Raw genomic sequence first — 26,672 nt, 5'->3', positions numbered from 1 at the left:
TCTATCCCTTGGCCTGGGATGTATGGCAACAGGTGCCCCCTGCAGGGTTGTGACCGAAACACCGTTAACGAGTGAGTGCTCTGCGAGATTGAGCAGGAGAGGCACCGCATCAAAAGACCTCAGCCACATGAAAGGAACGCTCACATGGGCCTGGCGTTCCGGAGTCATTCGGTCTCAGGCGGAGTTGGCCATGAAGAACCGGATCATCTGCGCCGAGGCATCGGGCCCTTTGGTGTCGGTGTAGGATCCTGCCGCGCGGCCACCGGACCAGGCATGGCCCGATCCCTCGATCATCCAGAGTTCAATCTGAACCGCCCCGTCGCAATTGGTAAAGTCGCTTTTGCAATAGTCGCGCCCGCGCACTGTCCGTTTGGCGACCTTGTCCGGCGTTACGTCATTCCCCACCTCTGCCGCGACGATCTGCGCCGCGTTGGATGGATGGACCGTTCTGTCGTCCTCGCCCTGAAAGATGATCCGGCGGACCGGACACGACTTTGACGCGATGACAGGGGCGATGCCGGTCGACGTGCCACCGCTTCGCATTGCCGACACGGCGGACACCACACCGCTTGCCGCGCCGCGCGCGAAACCCGAATGGACCCCGGCTGCGGAAAAGATGTCCGGATAGACATCCGCCAGTATCGCCGCCATCGCGCCGCCGGCAGACAGCCCGGCCACGAAGACCCTGTCACGGCCAAGACCGAACTCCCGCATGAGTTTGCGCGTCAGCGATGCAAGGATGGCAGGTTCACCCATACCGCGCATCTGATGGCCCGGTTTGAACCAGTTCCAGCAGCATGCCGGACTGTTACGCCGGGTCTGCTCGGGATAGGCGAGCACAATGCCATACTTTTCGGCCAGTGCGTTCATGTGTGTGCCAAGGGCAAAGTCATCGGGGGTCTGATTGCAACCATGCAGCATCAGGATCAGGCCGTTGGGCCGTCCGACTGGCAGATAAAGCCGGTAGCCGCGCGATCCTGCGACGCTTCGGTGCTTGCGGGTTAGGTACTGTGCCTGCGCCGGGATGCGGGGCGTGATCTCAGGTACGGGTGACCGGGTCAGAGGCATCGGCACGCGCGATTGTGCGGCCCGCACCTGTTTGATGGTTGACCCCAAGCCGCGGACGACCGTGTTTACCGGGGCGTCGCGCGGCTTGCGTGCCTTCGGCACCTGCACGGTCAATGGAGCAAATGCCGCATCGATCATCGCCACGGCGAAGGTTTTCTGGAGTTTTTGTAAAAAGTCGGTCTGTCCGGAAAGGTCCATCAGCCGGTTTGCGTCGCGCATGGAGGCCGTGTAGCTGTGTAACATGGTAACTTCCTTTGACTGTCAGACCTCCCTTCACGCACTGTAACGTATCGTTCCGATTTGCGTTCCCGACAAAACAGGGATCGCAAGTCATGAGGTGTCAAAACCATGGATCGACAACCGGCGCCGCGCCTGTCGTCATGCGCCCTACAGGCCGGCGGCGAGCGCCAGCCGGACCAACTCGGGAATGGATTTCGCCCCGGTCTTGCGCATCACCGACGCGCGATGGTTCTCGACCGTGCGCTGGTTGATCCCGAGATCGTGCGCGATGATCTTGTTGGAGGTGCCGTCTAGCACGCGTTCCAGCACGTCACGCTCGCGCGACGTAAGCTTTGAGAACACCCTTTCCGCGGATTTGCGCGCATCAGAGTGTTGATCGTCATCACCGCCTGTCCTGATTGCCTGCCGCACACTGGCCAGCAACTCGGCGGCACTGGCCGGTTTTTCGATCAGGTCCGACGCCCCTGCCTTCATCGCAGCCACCGCCATGGCCGCATCGCCGTAGCCGGTCAGCATCACCGCGGGCAGGTGCGACCGCTGAGCCCGCAGCCGCTTGATCAATGCCACCCCGTCCATGCCGGGCAGGACGTTGTCGACCAGAAGACAGGCCGACCCTTCTGGTCGCGGTCGCGCAAGGAAATCTTCGGCCGAGCCATATGTGGCAACGCTCCAGCCCTCGGCTTCGAACAGGCGGCGCGTGCTTTCGCGGATCACCGGGTCATCGTCGATCACATGCACGGTCGTGCCGGATGGGTCCGAGCGGCGGGCGGTCTCGGCCTTCTCGGAGCGCGCCTTCAACATGAGGTCCGATATTTCCGCCAGAAGGACCGCAGGCATCACCGGTTTGGAAACTTGCCGGTGGGTCGACCTCGCGATGTTCTTCATCGTCTCGGTGGTGATGTCGCCGGTTAGAATGATGCTCGGCACCGTCTCGCCCAGAACGTCCGGCAAATCCTGCGCCAGACGTAGCCCGTCGGTGCCGCCCTGCAACTCGAAATCCGTCAGCAGCAGATCGGGCGCGGCGACGTCGCCACCGGCCCAGTCAAGCGCCGTTTTCGCATCGGGCTTGGCAATCACCGTATGGCCGTCCTTCGTGAGGGTTTCGGCCAGCAGATCTCGCAGCGAGTCTTCGTCCTCGACCAGCAGGATCGTCCCGGTTTGCCTTGGCGCGCCGGTCACGACAGGCCCGTCTTGCGACGCGCGTTCGGCCTCGGGAACCGCTTCGGCGATTGGCAGCGAAATCATGAAGGCCGACCCCCTGCCGGGGATCGAACGCACGGACACAGGGTGATCGAGGAGTTCCGCAAGCCGCTGAACGATCGACAGTCCGAGCCCGAGGCCATGCCCGGCGACAGCATAGGCCTTGTCGCCCTGATAATAGGGATCGAAGATCGCCTTGGTCTCCCATCCCGGCACGCCGATGCCACTGTCGAGGACCGAAATCTCCAGACCGGGGCCGCGCCGGCGACATCCCATGAGGATGCCACCCTTGGAGGTATACTTTACGGCATTGGACAGCAGGTTGCGCAGCATCTGCTCGAGTAGCTGCTGATCGGTTTGCACCCAGGCCGTGCACGGCACCAAGCTCAGTTTCAGGCCCTTGAGGTGGCAGAGCGGTTCAAATTCGTCGGCGAGACGCTGCAGTAGCGGGGCAAGCGCCACGGGCCGCATGTTTGGCCGGATGATGCCCGACTCGATCCGGTTCACGTCCAGCATCGAATCCAGCATCGCCGTCATCGATCCCAGCGTCTGATCGAGAAGCTTGATCAGTCGCGCCCCTTCGGTCGATCGCTTGTGCCGACCGAGTAGCTTGTGCAGCAGCGCCATGGATTGCAAAGGCTGACGCAGATCATGGCTTGCGGCGGCCAGGAAACGCGACTTGGCCCTGGTCGCCCGGTCGGCCTCGTTCTTGGCCGCTTCCAGGGACGCAGTGATGCGTTTGCGCTCGGTGATGTTGGCATAGGTGATCACGACACCGTCCGTCCGTCCACCTTCGGCGCGATAGGGCTGGATGCGACGAAGGAAGCAGGTGTCCTCAGCCGCCGTGATTTCACGCTCCTTCGGGTCGGACGATGCGAGTACGGCCCGGGCATCGGCAACCAGGTCGTCATCGGTTGACACGGCGGCCAGGTCCGTCAGCGGGCGACCGACATCCGTCGGGATCACGTGAAAGATCGCGCGGGCGGCCGGGGTGAAGAACCGGATGTTCAGATCTTCATCCAGAAACAGCGTGGCGACGTCGGTGCTGTAGAGCACGTTCTGAAGGTCATTGGCCGTGGTGCGGTGCCGCTCAAGCGTTTCCTGCAATTGGCTGTTCAGCGCGGTCAGTTCCTCGTTGAGCGATTGCAGCTCCTCTTTCGAGGCCAGCAATTCCTCGTTGGTGGATTGAAACTCCTCGTTGACCGACAGGGCTTCGGCGGAATCGGCGCTATGCGCCTCGACCTCCCTTTCCAGATCGCGCACGGCATCGTGCAACTCGCCCCGGGTCACCTCGAGTTCGGCCTCGAGATCCTCGGCGCGCCGGGCCTGTCCGTCGCCAGATGGCTCTGGCGTCTCTGTCTGCCACGGCTGAGGAGCGGGAAGGAAGCAGGCCAGCAGCATAGGCTCCGTTCCGGTCGAGACCGCGTGCAAGGCGATGTCAAAGCCTGTGTCCCCGGCAACGCGCCGGCCGGAAACCGTCACGACCGGATTATCGGGCGTGCAGGCCGCCGCCGCCTCGCGAAACCGGGCCCGCAAGGATTTGGGGAGCATGCCCGGAAACCCGGGGTCAGGATGCCCCTCGGTAATTTTCAGGAACCTGTCGGTCGGGCCGAGAAGATAAAGACAGTCAAGCTGACGGTTCAGCAGGGCAGCGGCGGGCGCATAGTTTTCCAGCAGGGTGCGACGACAAAGGTCGGCCAGCGCGGTGCGCTGGACGGGGGCCCGGTCGGGCGATGACGACGTCCTCTCGCGCGGGCCGGACGCAAAATTGAGATCACCCGGCTGGCTGCGGCCGACACGGCGCCAGAGCCGTGCGTCCTTGTCCTCGACGGCAAAACAGGTGTCGCCCGGCCCCGGCATTTCTGCGGTTCCGAGCAGTAGGAGCCCGCCCGGACGCAGGGCAAAGCAGCAGCGCGCGACGACGCGCTTTTGCGCTTCGGGCCCGAGGTAGATCAGCAGATTGCGGCACGACACGAGGTCGATTCTGGAAAAGGGGGGATCCGACAGCACATCCGCAACCGTGAACACGATCACGTCGCGCAACTCCGCGCTGACCCGCCAGCCCCCGTCGTCGGGTATGAAAAACCGCGTCAGCCGCTCCGGAGAGACGCAAGTCTCGATGTCCTTGGGATAATATCCCGCCCGCGCCGTTGCGACCGCTTCGGGATCGACATCCGAGGCCAGGATTTGCAGCCGGGCACCGGACCCCGCCGCCTCCATGGCCTCAAGGCAGACCATGCCGAGGCTGTAGGCCTCTTCGCCCGTGCTGCATCCGGCGACCCATATCCGCAGTGGGCGATCGTCCGGCAAGTCCGACAAAAGGTCGGGGATGACCTTGTCGGACAGATGCTTGAACACTTCGGGATCACGGAAAAAGCTGGTGACGTGGATCAGCAGGTCGGCCGAGAGATGGGCGCGTTCCTCTGTATCCGATTGCAGGATGCGAAGATAATGCCCCGTCTCTTCGGGGCCAAGGCCAACAGCTGCCATCCGGCGCGCGATGCGCCGCTCAAGGGTGCCCCGCTTGTAGAGCGAGAGATCCTGTGCGGCATGTTCGCCCACAAGCGCAAGAATGTCGTCATATCCGCTCGTGTCCGGTGTCTCCGTGCGAGGCACGCTGGCTTTGCGGTGATCCGCCTGATCAGGGGGCACTGCCGTGTTTGTTTGGGCTTCCCCGATGAACGCCGCGAGGGCCGCAACCATCTGGCAGATGGGCAGGATTTTTGCCACGACACCGGTGCCGATGGCGCTTTCGGGCATGCCGGAATAGCCCGCCTCAGCGGGATCCTGCGCGATCACCAGCCCGCCGGCGGCATGGATTTCGGCAAGGCCTGAACTGCCGTCCGTGCCTGTACCCGACAACACGATGCATCCGGACGCGGCCCCTGCATCCTTGGCGAGCGAGCGCAGCAGCACATCGAACGGAAGCCGCACCGCCTTGCCGCCATCGGGTTCCGACAGGTGAAGGACTCGCTGCTTGACGGTGAGGAAAACACCCGGCGGGATGACATGCAGGCACCCCGGCCGCAGTGCCATGCCTTCCGATGCCTGAACAACCGTCAGGTCGGTATGCGCGGCAAGCAGATCGACCATCATGCTGTCATGTGTCGGATCAAGGTGCAGGATCAGGATGAACGCGGCCTGTGTGTCTCCGGGCATGTCCTTGAGCAACGCGCGGCACGCCTCCAGCCCGCCGGCAGAGGCCCCGATGGCAATGACGGACAGATCTTCGCGCGTTGTATCGTCCGACATGGCTTGTTCCAAAAGGTCTGAATACTGGGTCGTGTCTACCCTTTGACGTTCAGTTTGCCTGTCGGGCGTCATCCCGCGACCGACACGATAAGAAGCCGACCCGTCGCCCAAGATATGACAGACTTTAACGCCTGCGAATACGTCCGTCTACCGACCGTCGACCGGGCCTTCGGACCAGCCCCGCGAGAAGCGCATGAGTAGATTCCGATCCTACTTGCTACAGCCGGTGAAATGTAATGTCGAATCACGGCCACTGTTCATGAAGAGAAAAGCGGTCGTTTGTAGAGAGTAGATGGGTGTCCGTAACGAGTTAGACGAGTGTTTATAACGAGTGCAAGGAAGGCTGGACAGTCAGGTTTGCGATGCTGCGAAGGGGGGCGCTGAACGCCCTTATCCAGCGGCATCGTGTCGCTTTGAGAACCTGGCTGTCCGGTCGTTTCACGATCATTGCGCCTTGTTTGAGGATGGGGCGTCCGTGCCATTTGCCCTGATTTTGCCCCGTGGCACCTGTCAGCGTCACGGCAATCTGGAGCAATCGAAAGGAAATCTAATGAGCCAGATCGTCTATATCGTCGGCGCGATCGTCATCGTCATCGCCATACTCAGCTTTGTCGGCCTGGCCTGATGGCACCCTGCAGCCTTGGATCACGTCCGCGAAAAATCCAAGGAACATTGAACATGCCATCCGAAACCACGTTCCCCAGCCGGGTCCCTGCCGGGAATTCCAGGTTCGCTTCCACGGCTGCCTCCTCTCTGGGCTGGGCCGCCGTTTTCACGGGGGTGGTTTTGCTGATCTTCATCGTCCTGCTGCTCTGATCGACCTTCTCTCTCAACTTGCAAGTTGCCTGAGCGTCTTACGAAGAAGGAGAATACAAATGCCGACAGAAAACAGTGCCGAAATGTTCATACGCCTGCTTGTCGATGCAGTCGAAGCCCACCGCAGGATGAGAAATGACGTTCTGAAGTTGCAAAACAAGGCGCGCGCCCGCCGTTTCATGCAGCTTTGCAGGTCAGACCTCAATGCTGCGCGGGAAGCGATGGAGCCGCTGGACAGCATTCAGCTTATGGACACGAAAACGCAGGATCAACGGGTCAACTGACGCCCGCCTGCGCGTCGATCCGAACAGCGAATGTGATCCGACCTCATTTTCCTTTCATCTGCCTTTCAGTTGCTCGTGCCGCGCGACATGCAGGTGCGCATCTCAGTGGAGTACCCCATGACTATCAAGACCCTGGACGATCTGTTCCTTCACACCCTGAAGGACGTGCTTTACGCCGAACGCAAGATTCTCAAGGCGCTGCCCAGGATGGAGCGCCAGGCGACCGATCCAAAGCTCAAGGCGGCGCTGTCCTCGCATCGCGATGAAACCGAAGACCATGTCCTGCGGCTTGAAGAGGTGTTCGAACACCTGGGCAAGCCCGCCCGAGGGGCAAAATGCGATGCCATGGTCGGGCTGATCGAGGAGGCCGAGGGCCTGATGGCCGATATCGACGACGCCGAGACCATGGATGCGGCCCTCATCTCGCTGGCGCAGGCCGTCGAGCATTACGAGATCGCCCGCTACGGCACGTTGGTGGCATGGGCCGACCAGCTAGGCCATCCGAAGGTGGCAAAGCTGCTGAACGAGACGCTGGATCAGGAATATGGCGCCGACAGAGCACTGTCAGCACTGGCGCAGGACCGCCTGAACGCTGCCGCAGCCTGAGCGCGACCCGCCGCCAGCCCGCCCTGTTTCGTCGGGGCGGGGTTAACTCTCCGGCAGCGCGGGTTTCAGACATTGGCCAATCTGGTTCGGGCCCGCCTGCGACGCCCTCCCCGATGCCAGGCGCACCATGCCGTCGGCGGCACACCTAGGACCGTAATTCATGCCACCTCCCAAATGTAAGCGAGACGTATCCAGTGATCACAACACATCCCTTCCACATTCTCCTCCCACAGCAAACCCTGGCCTTGCGCCGGCGCGCGCTGAGCTTGACGTCAAACCACCACCGGGCCGAGGATCTGGTGCAGGACACGCTTCTCAAGGCCTGGGCGAAACGCGACAGTTACAGTCCAGACACAAATCTCCGCGCCTGGTTGTTCACGATCCTGCGCAACACGTTCTTTTCCGATCTGCGCAAATCCCGCCGAGAGGTGCAAGACGTCGATGGGGCCTGCGCGCGGACGCTGTTCGAGGACCCAAGTCAGGATCATGCGCTTGCCCTCAAGGAATTGGTCTCCGCCATCGCCTTGCTGCCGCAGGCCCAGCGTCGGCCGCTCATGCTGATGGGGGCCTACGGGTTTTCACAACTGGAAGCGGCCAATGCCTGTCAGTGCACGGTCGGTACGATCAAGAGTCGTGTCAGTCGGGGACGCAATACCCTCAGCCAAGCGGTCACTTACAATCAAGTGGCATAGCGTGGCCAGCGTTTCCCGTCTGGACGGGTATGATGTGATCCGCCGGAACAGGCTGGATCACAGAACAATCTTCAGGGGCTCCTCGCTTTCACGTAAAGACAGAGCACGTTTTATAGGTTCAGATTTACCCGTCACGATCAGAACCTGGTGCAGTCTGCGCCACTGACCTCGGAAAATCCGGAGACAGTGGCGCACGAACCATGCAGGATCAGTTTAAAGGCGGCAGGTCGAGCGCGGCCCGGATCGACTCGATCGCCGAGTCGACCATCACGGGATTGGCGCTTGCGCCTTCTACTAGCGCCCGCAGGGTAGAGCGCCGCTCGGCAGTCAGCTGGTCGGAGTTGTCGATCAGGCTCAGAACCTCGCCGCGATCAAAGTTCTCCGGCGTGAGCAATTTCCCGGGTTCGACCGTGGTCGCAGCGTCAGTTCCGGCGTCAATACCGCCAGCACCCATCGTGCCATCGTTGCCGGTTCCGGAATCCCCTTCGAACTCCGACGTGGTTGCTGGATCTGCCATCCCTGTATCGTTGACGATCTCGGTCCCGGTCGCGTTGTCATCAGCATTCATGATGACGGCCTCGTCAGTATCCGACTGCACAACGATCATGCCTTCGGTGATTTCGTCGCCCACCACGGGTACTTCTTCATCGGCTGCCCCATCAGACTGATCAAAGTCCCCGTCAGCCACAGTCGGTTCGGCAGTTGCGACGGAATTATCTTCGCGCGTGCGTTCCTCTTCACGTTCAAGGGCGGCTTCCTCTTGAAGTGCGCGCTCCTCATCGCGGGCGGCTTGTGAAGCCTCTTCGGTGCGTTGCTCCTCCAGCCGGGCCTGTTCAGCCTGGTCATCATACCAGAGGTATCCGGCGATCACGATAATGATGGCTGCAACAATTGCTATGATAATTCCTCGACGCATGGGTGGCCTGCTTTCTCTGTGGTCCGGCCAACAGCGAGTGACTGCTTCCCGACGGTTCCGATGGTCGCGTCGCGGCGTGCCGCGACGCGTGTCTTTTCGTAACCGTCAGCGGCAATTTCCGTTCCCGTGAAATTTTCTGAGCGCGCGAATGTTTATATGTCTCTGCGCTATCACGGGTGCCCGCGGCTTGAAGATCGGTGACGCAGCACGCGGTCCGGTGTCACCACAGTGACCGCCGACTTATAGTCTCGGCCGATCCGTGGAGATGTATTTCTTGATAAAATACAATTTCTTATGGAAAAAGGAAACCAAACGCGGAACGTGCTCGGCGGTTCACTGTTGTTAAAGGACATCTAACCAATCCAACAGGAGACCCGCCATGTTACGAAAAACCACGCGCCTTGCGCTTCTGAGCTCAGTCGCCGCTTTCGCATTCAGCACCGCTTATGCCCAGACCAACGATCAGGGCGAAGGTGACCTTGATCCCGAAGCTTGCGTGAAGCTCTCCGAGCGACTTGCGGTCGATGGCGAGGTCGCTGCGGACGTGCGCACCGAGGTCGAAGACGTCATCGCCACGGGCGACGAGAGGCAATGCAATGTCGTATTCATCGCATGGGAAGAAGAGGGCTCGATCGACCGGGAGACACTCGAACTCGTCGGCACCGACACGGTGAGCCAGCGCATGATCGTTCAGCAGGAGATCGAGGTCGACGCCGACGTTGCAGTCTACCAGCCGCCAGCCGAGGTCGATGTTGACACCGGCAAACCCGAAGTCGTCTGGAACATGGCGCGTCAGAGCGCCACCGTCGAGGAGCAGGCACCCCAGATTACCATCCGTCAAGGTCAGCCGACGGTGAATGTCGAGCTTCCCCAGCCGCGTGTCTCCGTGATGATCCCCGAGCCGGAAATCATCATCACCTGGCCCGACTCGACACTCGACATGAGCAAGCTCGAACCGGAGATCGAGGTTCGCATCCCGGAACCGACAGTGACCGTCAACATGCCGGATCCGATAATCGAACTGACCATCGGCGGAGAAGAACCGAAAGACCTGGTCGAACTCGAGGACGGCCGTTTTGCCCCGCAGGGTGCCACCGAAGAAGACCTCGAACCGAGGATTGCTATCCAGCAAAGCGAAGCGACGGTCAGCCGTGGCGCGGATGCAGAAGCCCCCGAGATTGTCTTCAACCGTGGTGAACCGAAGGTGACATATGAGAGCCAAGACCCCGAGGTGACGGTCGACGTCGTCGGCGAACCGGAAATCCGGGTCTCCACTGGACAAGGAGACGGTGAGGCAAACGTCACGATCCGTGGCGACTCTGCCGAGAATGAACAACAGCAATCGGCGCAGGATCGCGCCACTGCCGAAGACAACGTCGAGGCCCATGAAGCGCAGCAGATCAAACAGATCAGCGATTGATTTGCATACACCGCCCGCGCCGATGAGCGGACAAAGTGAATACTCAAGACAGCAGCCCCCCGTCCCAAGACGGGGGGCTGCCACATGCGCTGCGTTACTCAGTTTGATCCTTGCGCTTTCACATGCATCGCAGCCGTCCCTCCCCCACAACCTGTCACCGGCGTCGGGCAGCGCACAGACAGAGAGGCTGTGGCAGCAACTCGAAAAGCCCGACCAATCCAGCGCTCATCCGAGATCCAAGTCTGGAAAAGGTGCCGACAGTCTTTCTGCACCCCTGCGTCGGAACCGCGCAACGACAGCGAAGCGAAGCCGCCCACTGCCGGTGACGCGCATCGCGGCGACTGAAGGTCCGCGGCGCGCGTCACACTGTAAACTTCTTAATACCGACCGATGGTTCGGCAACGCCCGTCTGCGATGATCATATTCGAAGCCTCAACTCCGGTGCTCGGGGTTCTCGAAATCGAACCGGCACCCGGCCGACCATGCCTTGCGGTCGTTGCCGTGATTGGGAAGACCGCCCGCATCCTTCAGCATCCGCGCCATGTGCATCAGGTTCCAGGTCATGATCGTGGTGTTGCGTTGGGTGAACTCGTTGTCGAACCCGGCACCATCGTCGCCATAACTCGGACCCGGCCCCGCCTCGCCAATCCATCCGCAATCAGCCTGCGGCGGGATCGTGCAGCCCAGATGCGACAGTGAGTAGAGCACGTTCATCGCCACATGCTTGGCCCCGTCCTCGTTGCCGGTGACCACGACGCCGCCGGTCTTGCCGTAGAAGATCGACTGCCCCTTGTTGTTCAGCAGCCCTGACATGGCGTAGAGCCGCTCGATCAGCAGCCGGCAGACCGAGGATTGTTCACCCAGCCAGATCGGCGTGCCGATGACGAGAATATCCGCCGCCTCGACCTTGCGCCACAGATCGGGCCAGTCGTCCTGCTCCCAGCCATGCTCGCGCATGTCCGGCTGCACGCCGAAGGCAATTGTGTGCGCTGTCATGCGGATATTTTCGATGACGACCCCGCTCTTGCGCATGATCTCGGCCGAGGTGCCCATCAGCAGTGAGGTGTGGGACGGCTGATCGGGATGTTTCAGCGTACAGTTGAAGAACACGGCGCGCAAATCGGAGAAGTCGGTCTTGTTCTCCTCGCAAAGGGCGGCCTGTTTTTCGGTCAGGTCCATTGCGGGCTCCTTTCAGTTGAGTGGCAGGTTACAGCGGTTTGGTTCACGGCCCGGAAGTTTGCGCAGCTTGGCCGTGCCGGGATGACATCGTCGACGCGATCGGCAAGACCCGGATCATACCAGATCGGACATGCGGATCGGCAATTGGCGCAGACGTTTGCCGGTGGCGTGATGCACCGCGTTGGCAATCGCGGCCGCCGTGCCGACGATGCCCAGCTCGCCGATGCCCTTGACGCCCAGCGGGTTCACGTAATCGTCGCGCTCGTCCAGCATCTCGACCCGAACCTCGCGCACATCCGCATTCACCGGGATCAGGTATTCCGCGATGTTGGTGTTGAGGAACCGTGCGCGCGGCTTGTCGGTCTCGGTCACCTCGTGAAGGGCGGACCCGATGCCCCAGATCATGCCGCCCATGAGCTGCGAATGCGCCGTCTTGCGGTTCAGGATCGTTCCGGCCGCAAAGGCGCCATGCAGGCGCGGCACGCGGATTTCATGGGTCCAGCGATGCACGCGCACCTCCACCATCTCGGCCCCGAAGGCGAACATAGCCATCTCGGGCGTCACCGGTCCCGCAGTGCCATAGCCGCCCTGAAAGGTGGCCTTGATCATCTCGTCGGTCATTGCCTTGTGACGGAACTCTCCGATCACCTCGACCTCTCCCTCCGGGGTCGAGGCCACCGCCTCGATCAGGGGCTGGGTCTGACCGTCCGGCGCTGTCAGTATGCCGTTTTCCAGCGCGATCTGCGCCGGATCGACGCCGGACAGTGGCCCTTGGGGCATGGCGGAGACCTGCACCGCGATCTGGTGGCCGATCTTGATGCAGGCGTCGTGGACAGCCGACCCGGCCGACGCAGCGGTCGTCGATCCGCCTGAAATGGGGGCGACGGGCATGTCGCCTTCGCCCATCACCACGTCGCAGGCCTCCACCGGCAGGCCAAGACGCGCGGCCGCGATCTGCGCCATGATGGTGTAGGTGCCGGTGCCCACGTCATGGGCCGCCAGCTCGATATAGGCGAGGCCCGTACCCTGCATCCGCACCCGCGCATTCGAGGCCAGGATGTTGGTCGGATAGGTCGCCGTGGCGCAGCCATACCCCACCAGCCAGTCGCCGTCGGTCATCGACCCGACCTCGGGTGTTCGGTCGGCCCAGCCAAAGCTGCGTGCCACCGCGTCGTAGCTTTCCATCAGCGAGCGGGACGAGAACGGCACATCAGCGACCGGATGCCGGTCGGTGTCGTTGATGCGGCGCAGCTCGACCGGGTCCATGCCCAGCTTGATCGCAAGCTCGTCCATCGCCTGTTCGAGACCGAAGAAGGTCTGCATCTCGTTGGGCGCGCGCATGAAACCGCCGGTGTTGGTATCGGATCGCGACAGGCGCTGCTCGGTATGGATGTTGGGGCAGGCATACATCGCGCGAGTCATGTGGGTGCCGGGGTTCACCACCTCGTCGAATTGCGAGGTCTGGGACATCTCGATATGCTCAAAGGCCGTCAGCTTGCCCTCGGCGTCGGCGCCGAGGCGAAACCGCTGCACGGATTCGGGGCGAAAGGTGGCGACCGTGTACATCTGCGGACGGGTCACGATCAGGCGCACGGGGGCCCCGACGGCCTTGGCCGCCGCGATGGTCAGCATGGTATAGGGCGTGATCCCTGCCTTGGACCCGAACGCGCCACCCACGAAGGGCGAGATGACGCGGACGCTGGTTTCCGCAAGACCGTAAGCCTGAGCGATGCCAGCGCGCAGGGTCCTGACCGATTGCGAGGGCATCCAGACGGTCAGCCGGTCGCCACGCCATTCGGCTGTGGCCGCGAACATCTCCATCGGATTGTGGTGCTGGAAGGGCGTGATGTATTCCGCCTCGACGGTCTGGGCCGCAGTCGCCAGACCCTGGGCCAGATCGCCCTTGGTGGTCACCATGCCTTCTCTGTCTTCGCCTGCACCGACGACGAAGCTGTCGTCAGCGTCCATCGTGATACGGCTTTCATCGGTCTCGTATCGCGCCTCGATCAGCTGCGCGCCCCGGCGCGCCGCCGCAGCTGTCTGCGCCACGACATAAGCGATCGGCTGACCCGCATAGCGGATGCGTGCATTCTCCATCGGCCAGAAACTGGCCGAGCCGGGGCCGCCTGCATAGAAGCCCTTGACCGGCTTGTAATCGGGCAAATTCTCATGGGTGAAGACGGCGATGACGCCCGGTTCGGCCTCGGCCTTGGCCGTATCGATCCTCGCCAGCGTGCCGACAGCGATCGCCGACGTCGCCAGCGCGCCATGAAGCATGCCCGCGGGCATCACATCGGCAGCATAGGTCGCGCTGCCGGTGACCTTGCGCGGGGCATCGGTGCGGGTGACTGCGGTGTTGATCGTCTGGGCCATCATTCGCCTCCCTGCGCGCGCGATTTCGCGGTCATCAGTGCCCCGGCGACGACATCGGCACCGAGTTTGATCTTGTAGGCGGACCCTTTCAGATCCTTCGCGTCGGCAAAGGCGATCCGTCCTGCCTCGCGGGCCGTTTTCTCTGTCAGCGGCTTGCCTTTCAGGCTGTCCTCGGCCGCGCGGGCGCGCCACGGTGTTGTGGCAACGCCACCAAGGGCGATACGCACGTCACGCACGGTGTCGCCGTCCAGTTCCACCCCGACGGCGGCGGAGGCGCTGGCAAACGCGTAACTCTCGCGATCCCGCGCCTTGAGGTAATGGCTGGCCTTGAGGGCAGGCACGACAGGCACGGTGATCCCGGTCACGATCTCGCCCGGTTGCAGGATTGTCTCGATTTCGGGCGTGTCGCCGGGCAGGACGTGCAGGTCCGCAAACGGGATCGTGCGGCGGCCAGCCGGGCCCTGGGTATGAACCTCGGCGTCAAAGGCGATCAGCGCCTGCGCCCAGTCACCGGGGTACATCGCCACGCAGCCAGACGAGCCGCCGAGGATGGCATGGTGGCTTGTCTCGCCGCCATCCAGCGCCGCGCAGCCAGACCCCGGATCGCGCTTGTTGCACTGGGAATAGGCGGTGTCGCGGAAATAGGGGCAGCGGGTGCGCTGCAGGATGTTGCCGCCCAGACGCGCGACGTTGCGAAGCTGCGGACTGGCCGCCTTCCAGAGCGATTCTGTCAGCACCGGCGCGACCGACACCAGATCCGCGTCGTCCGCCACATGCGTCATTCGGGCCAATGCGCCGAAACGGATGCGGTCGGGCCCGATCTCGTGACCTTCCAGATCGGCGAGGCCGGTGATGTCGACCAGCGCGGGCGGCTCATGAACGCCGATCTTCATCAGGTCCACCATGGTGGTCCCGCCGGCCAGGATGTCGCCGCCGCTGTTGCGGATGGCATCAATCGCGTCTGCAAGGGTTTTCGGGCTGTGATAGGCGAAATTGAGCATGCTCAGCCCTCCTTGCTGTCGCGGACGGTTTCGATCGCGGCGACGATGTTGGGATAGGCCCCGCAGCGGCAGAGGTTGCCGCTCATGTATTCGCGGATCTCGCCCGGGGACCCGGCGTGGCCCTCGTCGATGCAGGCGATGGCGGAGAGGATCTGACCCGGTGTGCAATACCCGCATTGGAAGGCGTCATGCTCGGCAAAGGCGGTTTGCATCGGATGCAGAGAGCCATTGCTATCGGCTACGCCTTCGATGGTCGTGATCTTGGCCTCATTGGCGGACAGCGCCAGGATCAGGCAGGAATTGACGCGGTGCCCGTTCATCAGCACGGTGCAGGCCCCGCATTGCCCCTGATTACAGCCGATCTTGGTGCCCGTCAGCCCAAGGGTGTCGCGCAGCGCTTCGACCAATGTCGTGCGGGGCTCGACCGTCAGGGTCCGGCGTTGACCGTTGATGGTCAGTGCGACCTTGGGTTGCGCATCCGGCGCAACACCCGTCTCGGACGGATGGGCTGCTGCGCGCCCGGTGCCGACACCAAATGCGGCACCGACCGCCCCGGTCGTACCAAGGAAACTGCGGCGCGAAAAACCGGCGCGCGGCGGGGATGTCTTGTCGGTCATCGAACCTCCGGAATTCTGTTGGACTGCTGGACAAGGGCGCTTCATTTCGCTGCCAACTTGTCCTACAACGTCCAACTTCCGGGGGCGTTCCTGCTATTCTGTCGTTTCGTGCATCCCCGGCTGCCGGGTGAAATCGCTTGGCCCGGCAACCTTTCGCAAGGATCGGCTTTACCGGTCAGTTTGGGCGCGTCTCTGGTCCCGCGCTTGCTGCAGGAAAAACCGCGGCATCTCGCGGGACGCATCGGGGCCTTTCAGGTCGGTATAACTGTCACCCTGCATGGCCGCGAAGGCCGAGGCTGCTTCCTGCGCGCCGCCGACGGGCAGGCCGGAATGAACGCCGACCGCCGCGCAGAGGTCAGGATACGCCGCTCCCATGATGGCCGCCGCCGCCCCGCTCCCCGACAGACCGGCGGCGTGAACCCGCGCAGGATCAAGGGGGTAATCGCGCAGGATGTCGCCCACCGTCCCGGCGATCAGCGCAGGCTCGCCAAGATCGAGTGCCCGATCTCCGGGCTGGTACCAGTTCGCGCGTTTCCGGGCATTCGCCCCCTGCGGCTGGGCGGGCGAGGCGATCAGACAGTGGAATTCCTCGGCCAGCACTTTCATGCCGGTGCCAATCGCGAATCTTCTGGCGATGGAGTGCAGCCGTGCCGCATCACGATCAGTGGCATCGGCCAGTTGGGCTGTTTGGAGGGCATATAATTCCGGCAGTCCCGATCACCCCGTGTCCAAGTATGATTGAGCGACAGAAACTGCGCGCCGTCAGGAAACGTTGACTGACACACCGCAACCAGAAGCCAGCGAACAAAAACCTGTGCGGGCGGCGCACGAGAGTTTCCCTGCACCCCCGGTCCCAAACCTGTGCACTGGGCAAGCGGTGCAGAACCGGCAATGTCGATCAGGCTTGAAAAGCCGCCTCGCGCGGCCAGCACCTTAGCGCACGGCATGCGGTCACGAACTGTGCTACCGCGGCTGGATCAATGAGCTTACAAAGCGCGGTATCGTCAAAATCGTCCAGACCACAGGCTTCCATCAACTCGGTGGCGCCTGCGGCCCAACCGATGAACTTGCAATGCGCAAATGCGTCGTTCACGAAATCCACGGCAGCAGAATTGCTGGCGAGGCTATCCTTGCCCGGCAGGATGGCGACCGCGTCGAACAGCACAGAAGGTGCACCTTCGATCTGGTCGGTTACCGCGTGAAGGTGCTCATTGCTGCACGAAACACCACCGATCTGCGGGGCGACGAAGCGCAGCAGCCCGCCTTCATCCTCCACGGCCTTTTCGAGTTCGGCCAATATCGCTCCGTCAAACCCGTCGCTGAGCAGCACACCCATGATACGGCCCTTGAAGCTGTCCGGCGGTGGATTCTGGATGCTGAGCGCGGAAGACGCTGCAAGATCCATCCGGGTGGGCCGGGCGGCGGGGGCGGGTTTTGGCAAAGCGGGCAAGCCGAGCCTGTCGGCCGCATCCTGTGCCAGGGTCGCGTCCACGTTCAGAAGATGCGCAACCATCCGTTCGCGAATTGTGGATTCCTTGCATTTCGACAGCTCGAAAACGAAGGCCGCAAGAATGTGCGCCTGTTCGGACTCTGTCTGGCTTATGTAGAACTGCCGTGCCTGGCTGTAGTGATCGGCAAAACTTTCGGGCCGCAGACGTGCCTTTTCGCCCGTAACCGGGGCCCGGTAGCTGACATAGCCCTCCAGAGGATGCGCACGCGGCCCTTCCCTCCAGCCGTTTGGCTCATAGTTGACGCGGCCTTTGCGGGCGTCGGTCTGCATGTGCCCGTCCTGCTGGTAATTGCTGACCGGGCAGCCCTTGGGCGCATTGATGGGCAGCTTGGTGAAGTTTGGGCCGCCCAATCGTTTCAGTTGCGTATCGAGATAGGAAAAGTTGCGCCCCTGCAGCAGTGGATCGTCGGTGAAGTCGATGCCGGGGATCACATTGGCGGTGCAGAACGCCACCTGTTCGGTTTCGGCAAAGAAGTTGTCCACGGCGCGGTCGAGCCGCATCGTGCCGATGATCTCAACCGGGCAATCCTCTTCGGGTATCAACTTGGTCGGGTCGAGCACGTCGAAGGCAAAGCCGTCGGCGAAATCCTGGTCGAACATCTGCACGCCCAGATCCCATTCCGGGAAATCGCCCCGGTCGATGGCGTCCCAGAGATCGCGCCGGTGGCGGTCGGGATCGGCACCGTTGCTCTTCACTGCCTCGTCCCAGACCACCGATTGCAGGCCCATCCGGGGTTTCCAGTGGAACTTGACAAAGGTCGACTGCCCCTCGGCGTTCACGAAGCGGAAGGTATGCACGCCAAACCCTTCCATCGTGGTGAAGGATCGCGGGATCGTGCGGTCGGACATCTGCCACAGGACGGTATGCATCGCCTCGGGCGTCAGCGATATGAAATCCCAGAAATTGTCATGCGCGGACTGGGCCTGCGGGAAATCGCGGTCCGGTTCGGGTTTGGCGGCGTGGATCAGATCGGGAAACTTGATCGCATCCTGAATGAAGAACACCGGCACATTGTTGCCGACGATATCCCAGTTGCCCGCGTCGGTGTAGAACTTGACGGAGAACCCCCGGATGTCGCGCGCGAGGTCGGGCGAACCCTTGCTGCCCGCCACGGTCGAGAAGCGGACGAACACCTCGGTCTCCTTGCCCTCGTCAGTGAAGGGCGCGGCGCGTGTCACGTCGGTCAGGGCACGGGTGCAGGTGAAGGTCCCGTGTGCACCATAGCCGCGAGCGTGCACCACACGTTCGGGAATGCGTTCATGATCGAAGTGGAAAATCTTCTCGCGCAGTGCGAAATCTTCCAGCAGTGTCGGCCCCGGTGCATCCGCGCGCAGCGAATTCTGGTTGTCGGAAATTACCACGCCCTGTGCAGTCGTCAGGCGCTCGCCGCGCTCTGCCGTATGCTGGTGCAGCTCGCCGCCCAAGCCGGTTTCGGAGGTCAACGAGTCGAAATCTGTCGTTTGCTTCGTAGGGTCTGTCATCGCGAATTCCTTTCAGCGGCATGACTCAGAGGGCAAGGAAAGAAGCGGCGCATGACGGGCTGGCACAGGGGCCTTCCCGGCCTATGCCTCAGCTTTTGCGTCGACCGAGACCCTGCTTCTCGGCCTCGCCCTTTGCGCTCTCCACGACGCGCTCCGCCGACTCTGAGGCGCGGTCAGCAACCTTGTCGCCCGCGACCTTCGCATCTGACTTGGCTCCTTGGATTTCTTCTTTCACATCTGTTGCGACAGTCCGAAGCACTGCCTTGGCCTTGTCCCGTTCTTCCTGAAGCATCTCCTGCGCCCGTGCATATAGCCGGTCGCTGCTTTCGCCCACGGCGTCATCCTCGACCTTGCTGTTGGGCAGCATACCTCCGATCGCAGCACCCACCGCCACGGCCAGGGCACCGACGACAAGGGGCTGATCCTCGAAGAAATTTGACGCCTGGCGGGAGCCCCGGCGCAGGGCATCGCCGGATGACAGGCGAGCCTCGTGCGCGGCACGGCGTGCCGACACCACCCGGGACTTTGCCTCTTCCGTGAGGTCGTCCAGATCCTGCGACAGCCGCTCTGTCAGGTTGGATGTCGCATGGCCGACTTTGCCTGCAGCGTCTGAAACCGTGTCGCGAGCGGCAGTTGCGGCATTGCGGGCCGCCCCCGTTTTGCCCTTGGCGGCGTCATCGTTGCCTGACGAGGTTTCGGCCCCATCCCGGCTGGCCTGACCTTCAAACCGGCGATTACACGACACCGTACCGTCGCCATACCAGGCGCAATCGTCGGGCAAACCGCCATTATTCGAGCGATCCATCTGCAATGGATCACGATCCAAAGGGGTAGGCTCGGGCGGAGCGCGGCGACTGCCGGACGCCCGACCCGACGGGCTTTCCGTATGGTTTGCAGAGGTCTTGCGATCCTGACCCAGCAAAAGCCATGCAAGACCAACCCCGACAAGAACGACGGCCGTCGGGTTACGACCCATGGTATCGCTGACCTTTCGACCAAGCTCTCCGCCCTGTTCGCGGAACATGGTTCCGACGTCGTTCATAATTGCGTCGACCGAGAATTTCTGACGCAGATCGTCGAACGTGTCACTTATCTGAGCGCGATCATCGGCGATCTCGCGTTCGATGTCGTCGGAGGTGCGGGCGTCATTTGTCATTGAACGTGTCCTTGATGGTTGCGGCATCGCGCTTGACATTCTGCGCGGTGCGAGTCGGCACGAAGCCGATCTGTTGCAGAGCGGACTTTGCGGAATAAAACAGGATCAGTGCGATCAAAAGCAGGCCCGCGCCGACAAGGACAGTGGCCCAAAGCGGCGGCAGTCCCGCCCAGATTACCAGCGCGACGAGCGAGGTGGCGAGAACGTTGAGACCGGTAATCGCCAGAACAAGAGCCAGCGCCATGGTGCCGAAAGATGCGCCAACCTTCTTCACGTCGTCGGCGATTTCCGTGCGGGCAAGATCCGCCTCATGGCGCACCAGGCTGCTGACATTCGCGAGGAGGTCGTTCATCATCTCACCGGTGGATCTTGGGTTGCTCGTGGTTGTCATGTTTCGACACCAGCGGGCGTTGTGTTCGGATTGCCTTCGCCCACGAAGTCTCTGGCCTGTGCCTCCGGAGTCATGGAACTTGGCGTGTCCGAGCCGTTCGCGTGGTTGCCTGAAGCCTTGGCATATCGGCTGGCTGCAAAACCCAGAAGCGCGGCACCACCGAGGAACAGAACCGGATTATCGCGGGCAACCTTCCTGATATCTTGGGAAATCTCGCCAAGATCCTTGTCACGGATCGCATCCGAGGCGTCGGCCAGACTTCTGGCGATCTGTGCAAGCGTCCGCTCCTGTGCCGAACCGTCACGCATGTCCTCGGAGGCGCGCCGCAGAGACGTGGCCACGTCGTTGACCTCGTTCGCCGCATCCGCCTTTGCGCCATCGGCCTGCGTGCGAACTTCTTTCACGGCCTCGTCGAACTTTTGATTGGTCGCAGCTTTGATATCGGATGCCACACTCTTGATTGTTGAGTCTGCCTGTTTCGAAGAGGCAGAGGTTGTCGCCTTGTGTTCGTCGGTCATCGGGGTTGCCTTTCTTGCGACGAATGTGCGGGCAGAACTGGTTCTGGAAGCTCACGCGTTCGCACTGGAGAAGTTTCTTTCGGTTTGCTGAACTCTGCCATGACAACACCGGTGCTGCCTCCGCGTTCCAAAAGTATTGGGACGGATGGTTCGAGGAAGAACTGTCGCCATAATGTTTGGCGAGCGCTTCGACGCTTGAGTATCTGAAACCGCATGGACCAGGTCGTGGCGCGGAGTTGGTGGAAATTCGAGGGCGGCGTAATCTCCGGGTGACTTGCAACCACCCAACCGGCGGTGGCAACCGCCAGGGAGATCACGCCATGAACCAGAATACCGATACTGCGAGCTTTGCGCTACTGTCCGCGGAAGCCGGGTTTGACCCGATCGAGGATCGACTGCGGGCGAACGTCCGCGCGACCATCGAGGTCGTGTTCGAAGAGGAGCTGGCCCTCTTTCTCGGCCGGCTTCGTTACGGTCGAGGCAACGGCCCTGCGAAGGGTTATCGCCACGGGCACCGCGAACGACAGCTCACCGGCACCTTCGGGACCGAGACGGTGCGGGTGCCGCGCGCCCGGATCGAGGATGAAGCTGGCAAGGTGACGGAGTGGTGGTCGAAGATCCGCCAACGGCGGTAGAAGGTTCGGGGTTGGACCACAACTTCCTTATTATTCGGAAACTTTGTGAACACTGAGAATAGTATCATATACATGCGCGGCGGCGAGCGTGTGTCGTAGGCCTTCATGGCGTGATACACATATTGGAACATCAAAACTGAAGAGGTCAGCCCGAATGATACGCATTTCGTGACGCTCAAGCCAATAACGGGCGTAGACTTCGGGCAAGAAGCCGACGTAATTGCCGCTGAGTATGAAATGCGCGATCCCCTCCATCTGATGCGAGACAGCGAGGGCGGGGCGATTGAAAGAAGAAGAATATGGCGTAAGGGGTGACACAAATCCACGCCGCACGGAGCCTTGCTCTGCGATCAGTTCCGGCGTCATTTCATCCTCATCCAGATCGAACAGGGGATGGCCCCTGCCGCAGACCAGCCGCTGCTTCTCGACGAAGAGCGGCACTTGCGATACGCCCTTGCGGGCTTGGAACTGAGGCGTGATCGCCAGGTGGACCTGCCCGCGCACGAGCTGCTCTTCGATATGATCGGGCGGGCCGATCCGCAGCACGATTTTCAGATCCTGCGCTGCGGTGATTGCGACGCGGACCGCATCCCGCAGGCGACACTCGGTGTTGGTGATCAGGTTGTCGACCACCCCGATAGCCACCTCTCCGACGATCCGCTCCTTGATCTGCCCTATCTGGGCGTGACACTCATCGATTGATGACAGCATGGTGCGCGCGGCGTCATACACCGCCAGGCCTCGCGCGGTCAGCGCGAACCCGGCACGCCCGCGACTGCACAGTTTGAACCCGAGCCGCGTTTCCAGATTGGACATATGCGTGCTGATGGTGGAGCGCGACAGGTTCAGCTCAGCTTGCGCCAAGGCGAAACCACCGCATTCCACGATCGTGCAAAAGACGCGCAACAGCTTGATGTCAACGTCTGCGATTGGCGAACTTGGCATTTATGTATGAACATCTCAAACTGAATTTCTATAAGTTCACGTTTATTAAACTGATGGCATGTGTCAACCTCCTAGCTATACCATAACGAGGGAGTGGGGCTGATGAAGCCAAAAGACACGGAATTTCAGCCCATTCCGGGGATGAAGACCGCGCGGTTTGCCGGGATGCCGACCTTTATGCGGCTTCCGCATCTGGAACTGGACAGCCCTCGGGCCGCCAAGACGGATATCGGCATTGTCGGGGTTCCCTTTGATGGCGGCACCTCGAACCGGCCCGGGCCGCGCCACGGGCCGCGGCAACTGCGCGATCTGTCCACGATGATCCGAACCACCCATCCGCGCAGCGGCGTGAACCCTTTCGCGCTCGTCAATTGCGCCGATCTGGGGGATGCGCCAGTCAACCCGATCGACCTCATGCAAAGCCTCGATCTGATCACCGGTTTCTACAACGAGATGTCGGACAAGGGCATTGTGCCGTTGTCGGCGGGGGGGGATCATCTGATTTCCTACCCGATCCTGCGTGCGCTGGGCCGCGAGGGGGCCGTGGGGATGATTCATTTCGATGCGCATACCGATATGAACGATGCCTATTTCGGGGACAGCAAGTATACGCATGGCACCCCGTTCCGGCGCGCGATCGAGCAGGGGCTCCTGGACCCAGAGCGGACGATCCAGATCGGCATTCGCGGAGTGAAATATGAAACTTCTGATTTCGACTGGGCGCTGGACCAGGGAGTCAGGATCGTCGAAATCGAGGAACTGTTCGAGCGTGGCGTGCCGTCGGTCATGGAAGAAGCGCGAGAGATCGTGGGCGGCGGGGAGACCTATGTCAGCTTTGACATCGACGGGATCGACCCGTCCTTTGCGCCCGGAACGGGGACGCCGGAAATCGGCGGCTTTACAAGCTTTCAGGCCCAACAAATGGTTCGGGCGCTTGACGGGCTCAACCTGATCGGAGCTGATCTGGTCGAAGTCTCTCCGCCATTCGATCCGTCCGGTGGAACGGCCTGGGTGGGGGTATCCATCATGTTCGAACTGCTGTGTGTCCTCGCAACGGCACAGAACGCAAGAGCCTGTTCCTGATCCCGAGAATACCAAAATCAACCAACATGGAGACCAAAATGAAACCGACGTATTTTCGCATGACAGCATTGGCCAGGGGAGTGTTCGCCTGTGTCACCGCCCTGGCGCTGAGCACGCCAGCCGTTGCCCAAGGCAGCCTGGACAGCGTGATCGCCAGTGGCAAGCTCACGGTCGCGACCGAGGTTGCCTATCCGCCGATGGAGTATCTCGAAGACGGCAAGATCGTCGGATATGGCAAGGATGTGCTCGACCTGGTTGTCGCCGATATGGGGGTCGAACTGGAACAGCTTCAGCTGCCCTGGGACGGCATATTGGCCGGCGTTCTGGCCAAGAAATACGATCTTGTTGCGACCTCGGTCGCGATCAAGCCTGATCGTGTGAACAAGTATGCCTTTACCCGCCCGCTGGCCGTCGCCCAAACGATGCTGGTCAAACGGCATGGCGACGACAGCATGTCCGGCCTTGGCGACGTGAATGGCAAGCTGGTCGGCGTGGAACTGGGATCGTCCCAGGCGCAGGAAGTTGAAGCCCTAGACGCGGAGCTGAAGGCAAATGGCGGATCGGGGTTTGCTGGTATTCGCGGCTTCAAGTCGACAGACGACATGCGGCTGGCGCTGGCCAGCGGCCAGATTGACATCGGCACGATACCGTCATTCTCGCTGGCCTCCATGCAAAAGCAGCGCCCGGACACCTACGCCAAGCTCGGCATGATCGGCAACGGGACGGTGTTTGCCTGGGTGGCGCATCCTGACGGGGCCGACCTGCGGGACCGTGTCAACGAGGCGATTACCAAGCTCGATCAGGCGGGAACCCTGAAAGAGTTGCAGATGAAGTGGTTCGGCTTCGAGATGGAAATTCCCGAGGATTACCTGCCCGAAGGCGCTCTCTGAAGTGTGCACATCCGCCCGGAAGGGCCCCGCCTCTTTTCGAGGGGGCGGGTTTCCGGGCCTTGACCAATCCAGTCGAAAGCATCGAGCATGGACCTGCAATTCATAGAGATCATCCCGAAAACGGGGCCATTGTTCTGGGGCGCGCTCTATACGATTTTTGTCGGGCTCCTCGCTTGTGGCCTCGGGATTGCCGTAGGCACGGCCTTGTTGCTGATGCGAAACAGCCGGTTCTGGCTTGTTCGAAAGTTTGTCGGCATCTACGGCAGCTTTATCCGCGGAACGCCTGCGCTGGTCCAGATCCTGGTATTCTACTATGCGCTTGCGCCGCTATCGGGGATCAATGTCGGGCCGCTAACGGCCGGGGTGATGGCCGTCGGGTTCAACAGCGGTGCCTATGTCGCCGAGATCCTGCGCGGCGGATTGACCCGCATCCCGAAGGGGCAATGGGAAGCCGCCGAGGCGTTGGGGCTAGCCAGACACAAGATCTGGTTCAAGATTATCTTGCCGCAGGTTTTCAATTCCGTGATCCCGCTCCTGGTAAACGAGTTCACCATGGTAATCAAGATCACGCCGCTCTTGTCCACGATCACGGTGGTCGAGCTGACCCGTGCCTCGCAGATGCTGTACAATGAAACCTTTCGTCCCGTCGAAGTATTGCTGCTCGCCGCGCTGATATATTTCGTCATCTGCTTTTCGGTCAGCCAGTACGGAGAATACCTCCAGCGTCGTTCAATGAAATATCGTCTTTAGGAGCGAGCAATGACGTTCGACTTCATGGCAGTCTGGAACAATCGGGATATCCTGATTGAAGGCATTCTCAACACGCTTCTGATCTCGGTGATCGCGATACCGGTCGGGATATGTATCGGGGTGTTCGTGTGCCTGCTCCGGATTTCGAAAGCCCGGCTGCTGCGCTGGCCCGCGATTGCTTATATCGAGGTCATGCGCAATATCCCCTTGCTCATCCTGATCTTCATGGTGTTCTACGCGCTTCCGTTCTACGGCGTCAGGTTGTCGGGTCTAACCACTGGATTCATATGCCTGTCGATCTATGGCGGCGCCTATTTCGCCGAGGTTTTTCGCGGTGGGGTGGAGGCTGTTTCCCAAGGGCAGTTCGACGCGGCCAAGGCGCTGGGATTGAAATACGGATTTTACATGCGGCGGGTCATTTTTCCGCAGCTTTACAGCTATGTATTTCCGCCTGCCACCAATATTGCCCTGACGATGATCAAGGAATCCTCGTTATTGTCGATGATCACCGTCGCCGAGTTGACCTACGCCGCTCATGAGATCAACGGGCGCACATTTACCCCTGTCGAAACCTTTACGACGATTGCCTTGATCTACTGGGGTATATCAATCGTCTTTCTGAAACTGACCGCTATTTTGCAGTCTCGGATCGAGGTGGAGCACATCAGAATCCCCATCGCCATACGCTAGGCCCATGAAAAGGATGCCGAACTCAATGGAAACAGGTCAGGACATCGCCGTCGAACCCGCCCGCGCCGAGGATAAGACCATGGTCGATATCCGGGGAATGAACAAATGGTATGGCACCTTTCAGGTTTTGACCGATATCAACCTGAGCGTTCGGTCCGGCGAGAAGATCGTCATATGTGGTCCTTCGGGGTCGGGAAAATCCACGTTGATCCGGTGCATTAACCGGCTGGAAGAGCACCAGGAGGGCGATATCATCGTCGATGGCATCCCGCTGACCGAAGATGTCAAGAACATCGACCAGATCCGGTCGGAGGTCGGCATGTGTTTCCAGCAGTTCAACCTGTTCCCGCATCTGACCGTGATGGAGAATTGCCTGCTCGCGCCGATGTCGGTCCGGAGAACGTCGCGCGCCGAGGCCAAGCGGCTGGCGCAGCGTTATCTGGAAAAGGTGCAGATCCCTGATCAGGCCGACAAATACCCCAGCCAGCTGTCAGGAGGGCAGCAGCAGCGCGTGGCGATCGCGCGCGCCCTGTGCATGCAGCCCCGCATCATGCTGTTCGACGAGCCTACCTCTGCGCTCGATCCGGAAATGATCGGCGAAGTGCTCGACACGATGGCGGAACTGGCACGGGAAGGCATGACCATGATCTGCGTGACCCACGAGATGGGATTTGCCCGAAAGGTCGCCGACCGGGTGGTGTTCATGGATCAGGGCCGGATCGTCGAAGAGGGTGATCCCGTCTCATTTTTCAACCACCCACAGAACGAAAGAACGAAAAAATTCTTGAAGCAAATCCTGCAACATTGATTTTGGTTCGGATGGGCCTTGCAGAACTCACGCTTGAGGTCTGACATCCCGGTGACCGACTTCAAGACATCGAATGGTCAAGAGTTTTTATGTGACCTATGTCCCGCAAGCGAACGAGGACGGTGCTTCGTAAGTTTTCGTCAGATCAAG

The 26,672-nt window shown here is 61.3% G+C and carries 24 protein-coding genes and 1 pseudogene; 12 read left to right on the top strand and 13 right to left on the bottom strand.

Translation table 11 applies throughout. The features are described 5' to 3' along the window. Positions 1 to 174: 174 nt before the first annotated feature. Both CRJ03_RS00485 and CRJ03_RS00480 read right to left on the bottom strand, forming a co-directional pair. Complete coding sequence (locus CRJ03_RS00485) at positions 175 to 1,311, bottom strand: extracellular catalytic domain type 1 short-chain-length polyhydroxyalkanoate depolymerase (protein ID WP_104016957.1); 1,137 nt, start codon at positions 1,309 to 1,311, stop codon at positions 175 to 177. A gap of 144 nt (positions 1,312 to 1,455) precedes the next feature. Beyond that, on the bottom strand, positions 1,456 to 5,760 hold the full coding sequence (locus CRJ03_RS00480; RefSeq protein ID WP_165375199.1) for a chemotaxis protein CheB: 4,305 nt from the start codon (positions 5,758 to 5,760) through the stop codon (positions 1,456 to 1,458). Between the two features lie 475 nt (positions 5,761 to 6,235). On the opposite strand from CRJ03_RS00480, the gene CRJ03_RS19780 reads away from it, so the two are divergent. From CRJ03_RS19780 to CRJ03_RS00465, 5 genes are all read left to right on the top strand, one after another. Continuing rightward, a complete protein-coding gene (locus CRJ03_RS19780; protein ID WP_165375191.1) occupies positions 6,236 to 6,385 on the top strand; it encodes a hypothetical protein in 150 nt (49 codons plus the stop codon). 53 nt (positions 6,386 to 6,438) lie between these two features. Continuing rightward, positions 6,439 to 6,576, top strand: a complete 138-nt coding sequence (locus CRJ03_RS20045) for a hypothetical protein (RefSeq protein WP_206018270.1) — start codon at positions 6,439 to 6,441, stop codon at positions 6,574 to 6,576. A gap of 59 nt (positions 6,577 to 6,635) precedes the next feature. Further along, positions 6,636 to 6,860, top strand: a complete 225-nt coding sequence (locus CRJ03_RS00475) for a hypothetical protein (protein ID WP_104016955.1) — start codon at positions 6,636 to 6,638, stop codon at positions 6,858 to 6,860. 117 nt (positions 6,861 to 6,977) lie between these two features. Next, a complete protein-coding gene (locus CRJ03_RS00470; RefSeq protein WP_104016968.1) occupies positions 6,978 to 7,466 on the top strand; it encodes a YciE/YciF ferroxidase family protein in 489 nt (162 codons plus the stop codon). Between the two features lie 194 nt (positions 7,467 to 7,660). Beyond that, a complete protein-coding gene (locus tag CRJ03_RS00465) occupies positions 7,661 to 8,158 on the top strand; it encodes a sigma-70 family RNA polymerase sigma factor (protein ID WP_104016954.1) in 498 nt (165 codons plus the stop codon). 208 nt (positions 8,159 to 8,366) lie between these two features. Here CRJ03_RS00465 and CRJ03_RS00460 read toward each other — a convergent pair whose 3' ends face one another. Then, positions 8,367 to 9,074 carry a hypothetical protein gene (locus CRJ03_RS00460; protein ID WP_104016953.1) on the bottom strand — a complete coding sequence of 236 codons (708 nt, stop codon included), beginning with the start codon at positions 9,072 to 9,074 and terminating at the stop codon, positions 8,367 to 8,369. A 379-nt stretch (positions 9,075 to 9,453) separates the two neighbouring features. Between CRJ03_RS00460 and CRJ03_RS00455 the strand changes: the two genes are divergently transcribed. Further along, positions 9,454 to 10,494 (top strand): hypothetical protein, encoded by a 1,041-nt coding sequence (locus CRJ03_RS00455; protein WP_104016952.1) that lies wholly within the window; start codon positions 9,454 to 9,456, stop codon positions 10,492 to 10,494. Positions 10,495 to 10,926: 432 nt separating this feature from the next. On the opposite strand, the gene CRJ03_RS00450 is transcribed toward CRJ03_RS00455, so the two are convergent. The 9 genes from CRJ03_RS00450 to CRJ03_RS00410 all read right to left on the bottom strand — a co-directional run bounded on the left by CRJ03_RS00450 (position 10,927) and on the right by CRJ03_RS00410 (position 20,721). Further along, positions 10,927 to 11,673 carry a flavodoxin family protein gene (locus CRJ03_RS00450; protein WP_104016951.1) on the bottom strand — a complete coding sequence of 249 codons (747 nt, stop codon included), beginning with the start codon at positions 11,671 to 11,673 and terminating at the stop codon, positions 10,927 to 10,929. A 114-nt stretch (positions 11,674 to 11,787) separates the two neighbouring features. Beyond that, positions 11,788 to 14,046, bottom strand: coding sequence for a xanthine dehydrogenase family protein molybdopterin-binding subunit (locus tag CRJ03_RS00445; RefSeq protein ID WP_165375198.1), 2,259 nt, complete (start codon positions 14,044 to 14,046; stop codon positions 11,788 to 11,790). After that, a complete protein-coding gene (locus CRJ03_RS00440; RefSeq protein WP_104016949.1) occupies positions 14,046 to 15,047 on the bottom strand; it encodes an FAD binding domain-containing protein in 1,002 nt (333 codons plus the stop codon). Before CRJ03_RS00440 ends, CRJ03_RS00445 begins: the two co-directional genes overlap by 1 nt. Before the next feature lie 2 nt (positions 15,048 to 15,049). Beyond that, the gene (locus CRJ03_RS00435) at positions 15,050 to 15,664 is read right to left on the bottom strand and encodes a 2Fe-2S iron-sulfur cluster-binding protein (RefSeq protein WP_104016948.1); all 615 of its coding nucleotides are present in this window, start codon (positions 15,662 to 15,664) and stop codon (positions 15,050 to 15,052) included. Between the two features lie 168 nt (positions 15,665 to 15,832). Then, complete coding sequence (locus tag CRJ03_RS00430; protein ID WP_276308213.1) at positions 15,833 to 16,300, bottom strand: PHB depolymerase family esterase; 468 nt, start codon at positions 16,298 to 16,300, stop codon at positions 15,833 to 15,835. A gap of 262 nt (positions 16,301 to 16,562) precedes the next feature. Further along, a complete protein-coding gene (locus CRJ03_RS00425) occupies positions 16,563 to 18,656 on the bottom strand; it encodes a catalase (protein WP_104016946.1) in 2,094 nt (697 codons plus the stop codon). 88 nt (positions 18,657 to 18,744) lie between these two features. Further along, positions 18,745 to 19,812 (bottom strand): DUF3618 domain-containing protein, encoded by a 1,068-nt coding sequence (locus CRJ03_RS00420; RefSeq protein WP_165375197.1) that lies wholly within the window; start codon positions 19,810 to 19,812, stop codon positions 18,745 to 18,747. Next, positions 19,802 to 20,167, bottom strand: a complete 366-nt coding sequence (locus tag CRJ03_RS00415) for a phage holin family protein (RefSeq protein WP_206018269.1) — start codon at positions 20,165 to 20,167, stop codon at positions 19,802 to 19,804. Before CRJ03_RS00415 ends, CRJ03_RS00420 begins: the two co-directional genes overlap by 11 nt. A gap of 32 nt (positions 20,168 to 20,199) precedes the next feature. Next, complete coding sequence (locus CRJ03_RS00410) at positions 20,200 to 20,721, bottom strand: hypothetical protein (RefSeq protein ID WP_104016944.1); 522 nt, start codon at positions 20,719 to 20,721, stop codon at positions 20,200 to 20,202. Between the two features lie 320 nt (positions 20,722 to 21,041). On the opposite strand from CRJ03_RS00410, the pseudogene CRJ03_RS00405 reads away from it, so the two are divergent. Further along, a pseudogene (locus CRJ03_RS00405) lies at positions 21,042 to 21,350 on the top strand (transposase); the annotation flags it as partial. A gap of 36 nt (positions 21,351 to 21,386) precedes the next feature. On the opposite strand, the gene CRJ03_RS00400 reads toward CRJ03_RS00405, so the two are convergent. Further along, a complete protein-coding gene (locus tag CRJ03_RS00400) occupies positions 21,387 to 22,301 on the bottom strand; it encodes a LysR family transcriptional regulator (protein WP_104016943.1) in 915 nt (304 codons plus the stop codon). Positions 22,302 to 22,403: 102 nt separating this feature from the next. On the opposite strand from CRJ03_RS00400, the gene speB reads away from it, so the two are divergent. From speB to CRJ03_RS00375, 5 genes are all read left to right on the top strand, one after another. Then, complete coding sequence (speB, locus tag CRJ03_RS00395; protein WP_104016942.1) at positions 22,404 to 23,384, top strand: agmatinase; 981 nt, start codon at positions 22,404 to 22,406, stop codon at positions 23,382 to 23,384. 59 nt (positions 23,385 to 23,443) lie between these two features. Continuing rightward, positions 23,444 to 24,274: a transporter substrate-binding domain-containing protein gene (locus tag CRJ03_RS00390; protein ID WP_206018268.1), complete on the top strand. Its 831-nt coding sequence runs from the start codon at positions 23,444 to 23,446 to the stop codon at positions 24,272 to 24,274. A gap of 87 nt (positions 24,275 to 24,361) precedes the next feature. Then, on the top strand, positions 24,362 to 25,024 hold the full coding sequence (locus CRJ03_RS00385; RefSeq protein ID WP_104016940.1) for an amino acid ABC transporter permease: 663 nt from the start codon (positions 24,362 to 24,364) through the stop codon (positions 25,022 to 25,024). 9 nt (positions 25,025 to 25,033) lie between these two features. Continuing rightward, a complete protein-coding gene (locus tag CRJ03_RS00380; protein ID WP_104016939.1) occupies positions 25,034 to 25,714 on the top strand; it encodes an amino acid ABC transporter permease in 681 nt (226 codons plus the stop codon). 79 nt (positions 25,715 to 25,793) lie between these two features. Beyond that, positions 25,794 to 26,522: an amino acid ABC transporter ATP-binding protein gene (locus CRJ03_RS00375; protein ID WP_104016966.1), complete on the top strand. Its 729-nt coding sequence runs from the start codon at positions 25,794 to 25,796 to the stop codon at positions 26,520 to 26,522. The last annotated feature ends 150 nt before the right edge of the window (positions 26,523 to 26,672 follow it).

It is taken from the genome of Roseovarius nitratireducens (assembly GCF_002925845.1).
GTDB classification, from domain to species: Bacteria; Pseudomonadota; Alphaproteobacteria; order Rhodobacterales; family Rhodobacteraceae; genus Roseovarius; species Roseovarius nitratireducens.
Note: the sequence above shows the minus strand (reverse complement) of the source record. Positions and strands in the feature narration are given on the sequence as shown.

What these genes read in the sequence shown, in the direction of transcription:
- CRJ03_RS00425 (WP_104016946.1), bottom strand. Translation starts at nt 18,656, where the DNA reads ATGACAGACCCTACGAAGCAAACGACAGATTTCGACTCGTTGACCTCC.
- CRJ03_RS00475 (WP_104016955.1), top strand. Translation starts at nt 6,636, where the DNA reads ATGCCGACAGAAAACAGTGCCGAAATGTTCATACGCCTGCTTGTCGAT.
- CRJ03_RS00440 (WP_104016949.1), bottom strand. Translation starts at nt 15,047, where the DNA reads ATGCTCAATTTCGCCTATCACAGCCCGAAAACCCTTGCAGACGCGATT.
- CRJ03_RS00485 (WP_104016957.1), bottom strand. Translation starts at nt 1,311, where the DNA reads ATGTTACACAGCTACACGGCCTCCATGCGCGACGCAAACCGGCTGATG.
- CRJ03_RS00385 (WP_104016940.1), top strand. Translation starts at nt 24,362, where the DNA reads ATGGACCTGCAATTCATAGAGATCATCCCGAAAACGGGGCCATTGTTC.
- CRJ03_RS00460 (WP_104016953.1), bottom strand. Translation starts at nt 9,074, where the DNA reads ATGCGTCGAGGAATTATCATAGCAATTGTTGCAGCCATCATTATCGTG.
- CRJ03_RS20045 (WP_206018270.1), top strand. Translation starts at nt 6,439, where the DNA reads ATGCCATCCGAAACCACGTTCCCCAGCCGGGTCCCTGCCGGGAATTCC.
- CRJ03_RS00455 (WP_104016952.1), top strand. Translation starts at nt 9,454, where the DNA reads ATGTTACGAAAAACCACGCGCCTTGCGCTTCTGAGCTCAGTCGCCGCT.
- CRJ03_RS00390 (WP_206018268.1), top strand. Translation starts at nt 23,444, where the DNA reads ATGACAGCATTGGCCAGGGGAGTGTTCGCCTGTGTCACCGCCCTGGCG.
- CRJ03_RS00415 (WP_206018269.1), bottom strand. Translation starts at nt 20,167, where the DNA reads ATGATGAACGACCTCCTCGCGAATGTCAGCAGCCTGGTGCGCCATGAG.
- CRJ03_RS00375 (WP_104016966.1), top strand. Translation starts at nt 25,794, where the DNA reads ATGGTCGATATCCGGGGAATGAACAAATGGTATGGCACCTTTCAGGTT.
- CRJ03_RS00470 (WP_104016968.1), top strand. Translation starts at nt 6,978, where the DNA reads ATGACTATCAAGACCCTGGACGATCTGTTCCTTCACACCCTGAAGGAC.
- CRJ03_RS00380 (WP_104016939.1), top strand. Translation starts at nt 25,034, where the DNA reads ATGACGTTCGACTTCATGGCAGTCTGGAACAATCGGGATATCCTGATT.
- speB (WP_104016942.1), top strand. Translation starts at nt 22,404, where the DNA reads ATGAAGCCAAAAGACACGGAATTTCAGCCCATTCCGGGGATGAAGACC.
- CRJ03_RS00400 (WP_104016943.1), bottom strand. Translation starts at nt 22,301, where the DNA reads ATGCCAAGTTCGCCAATCGCAGACGTTGACATCAAGCTGTTGCGCGTC.
- CRJ03_RS00420 (WP_165375197.1), bottom strand. Translation starts at nt 19,812, where the DNA reads ATGACAAATGACGCCCGCACCTCCGACGACATCGAACGCGAGATCGCC.
- CRJ03_RS00450 (WP_104016951.1), bottom strand. Translation starts at nt 11,673, where the DNA reads ATGGACCTGACCGAAAAACAGGCCGCCCTTTGCGAGGAGAACAAGACC.
- CRJ03_RS00480 (WP_165375199.1), bottom strand. Translation starts at nt 5,760, where the DNA reads ATGTCGGACGATACAACGCGCGAAGATCTGTCCGTCATTGCCATCGGG.
- CRJ03_RS00410 (WP_104016944.1), bottom strand. Translation starts at nt 20,721, where the DNA reads ATGACCGACGAACACAAGGCGACAACCTCTGCCTCTTCGAAACAGGCA.
- CRJ03_RS00435 (WP_104016948.1), bottom strand. Translation starts at nt 15,664, where the DNA reads ATGACCGACAAGACATCCCCGCCGCGCGCCGGTTTTTCGCGCCGCAGT.
- CRJ03_RS00445 (WP_165375198.1), bottom strand. Translation starts at nt 14,046, where the DNA reads ATGGCCCAGACGATCAACACCGCAGTCACCCGCACCGATGCCCCGCGC.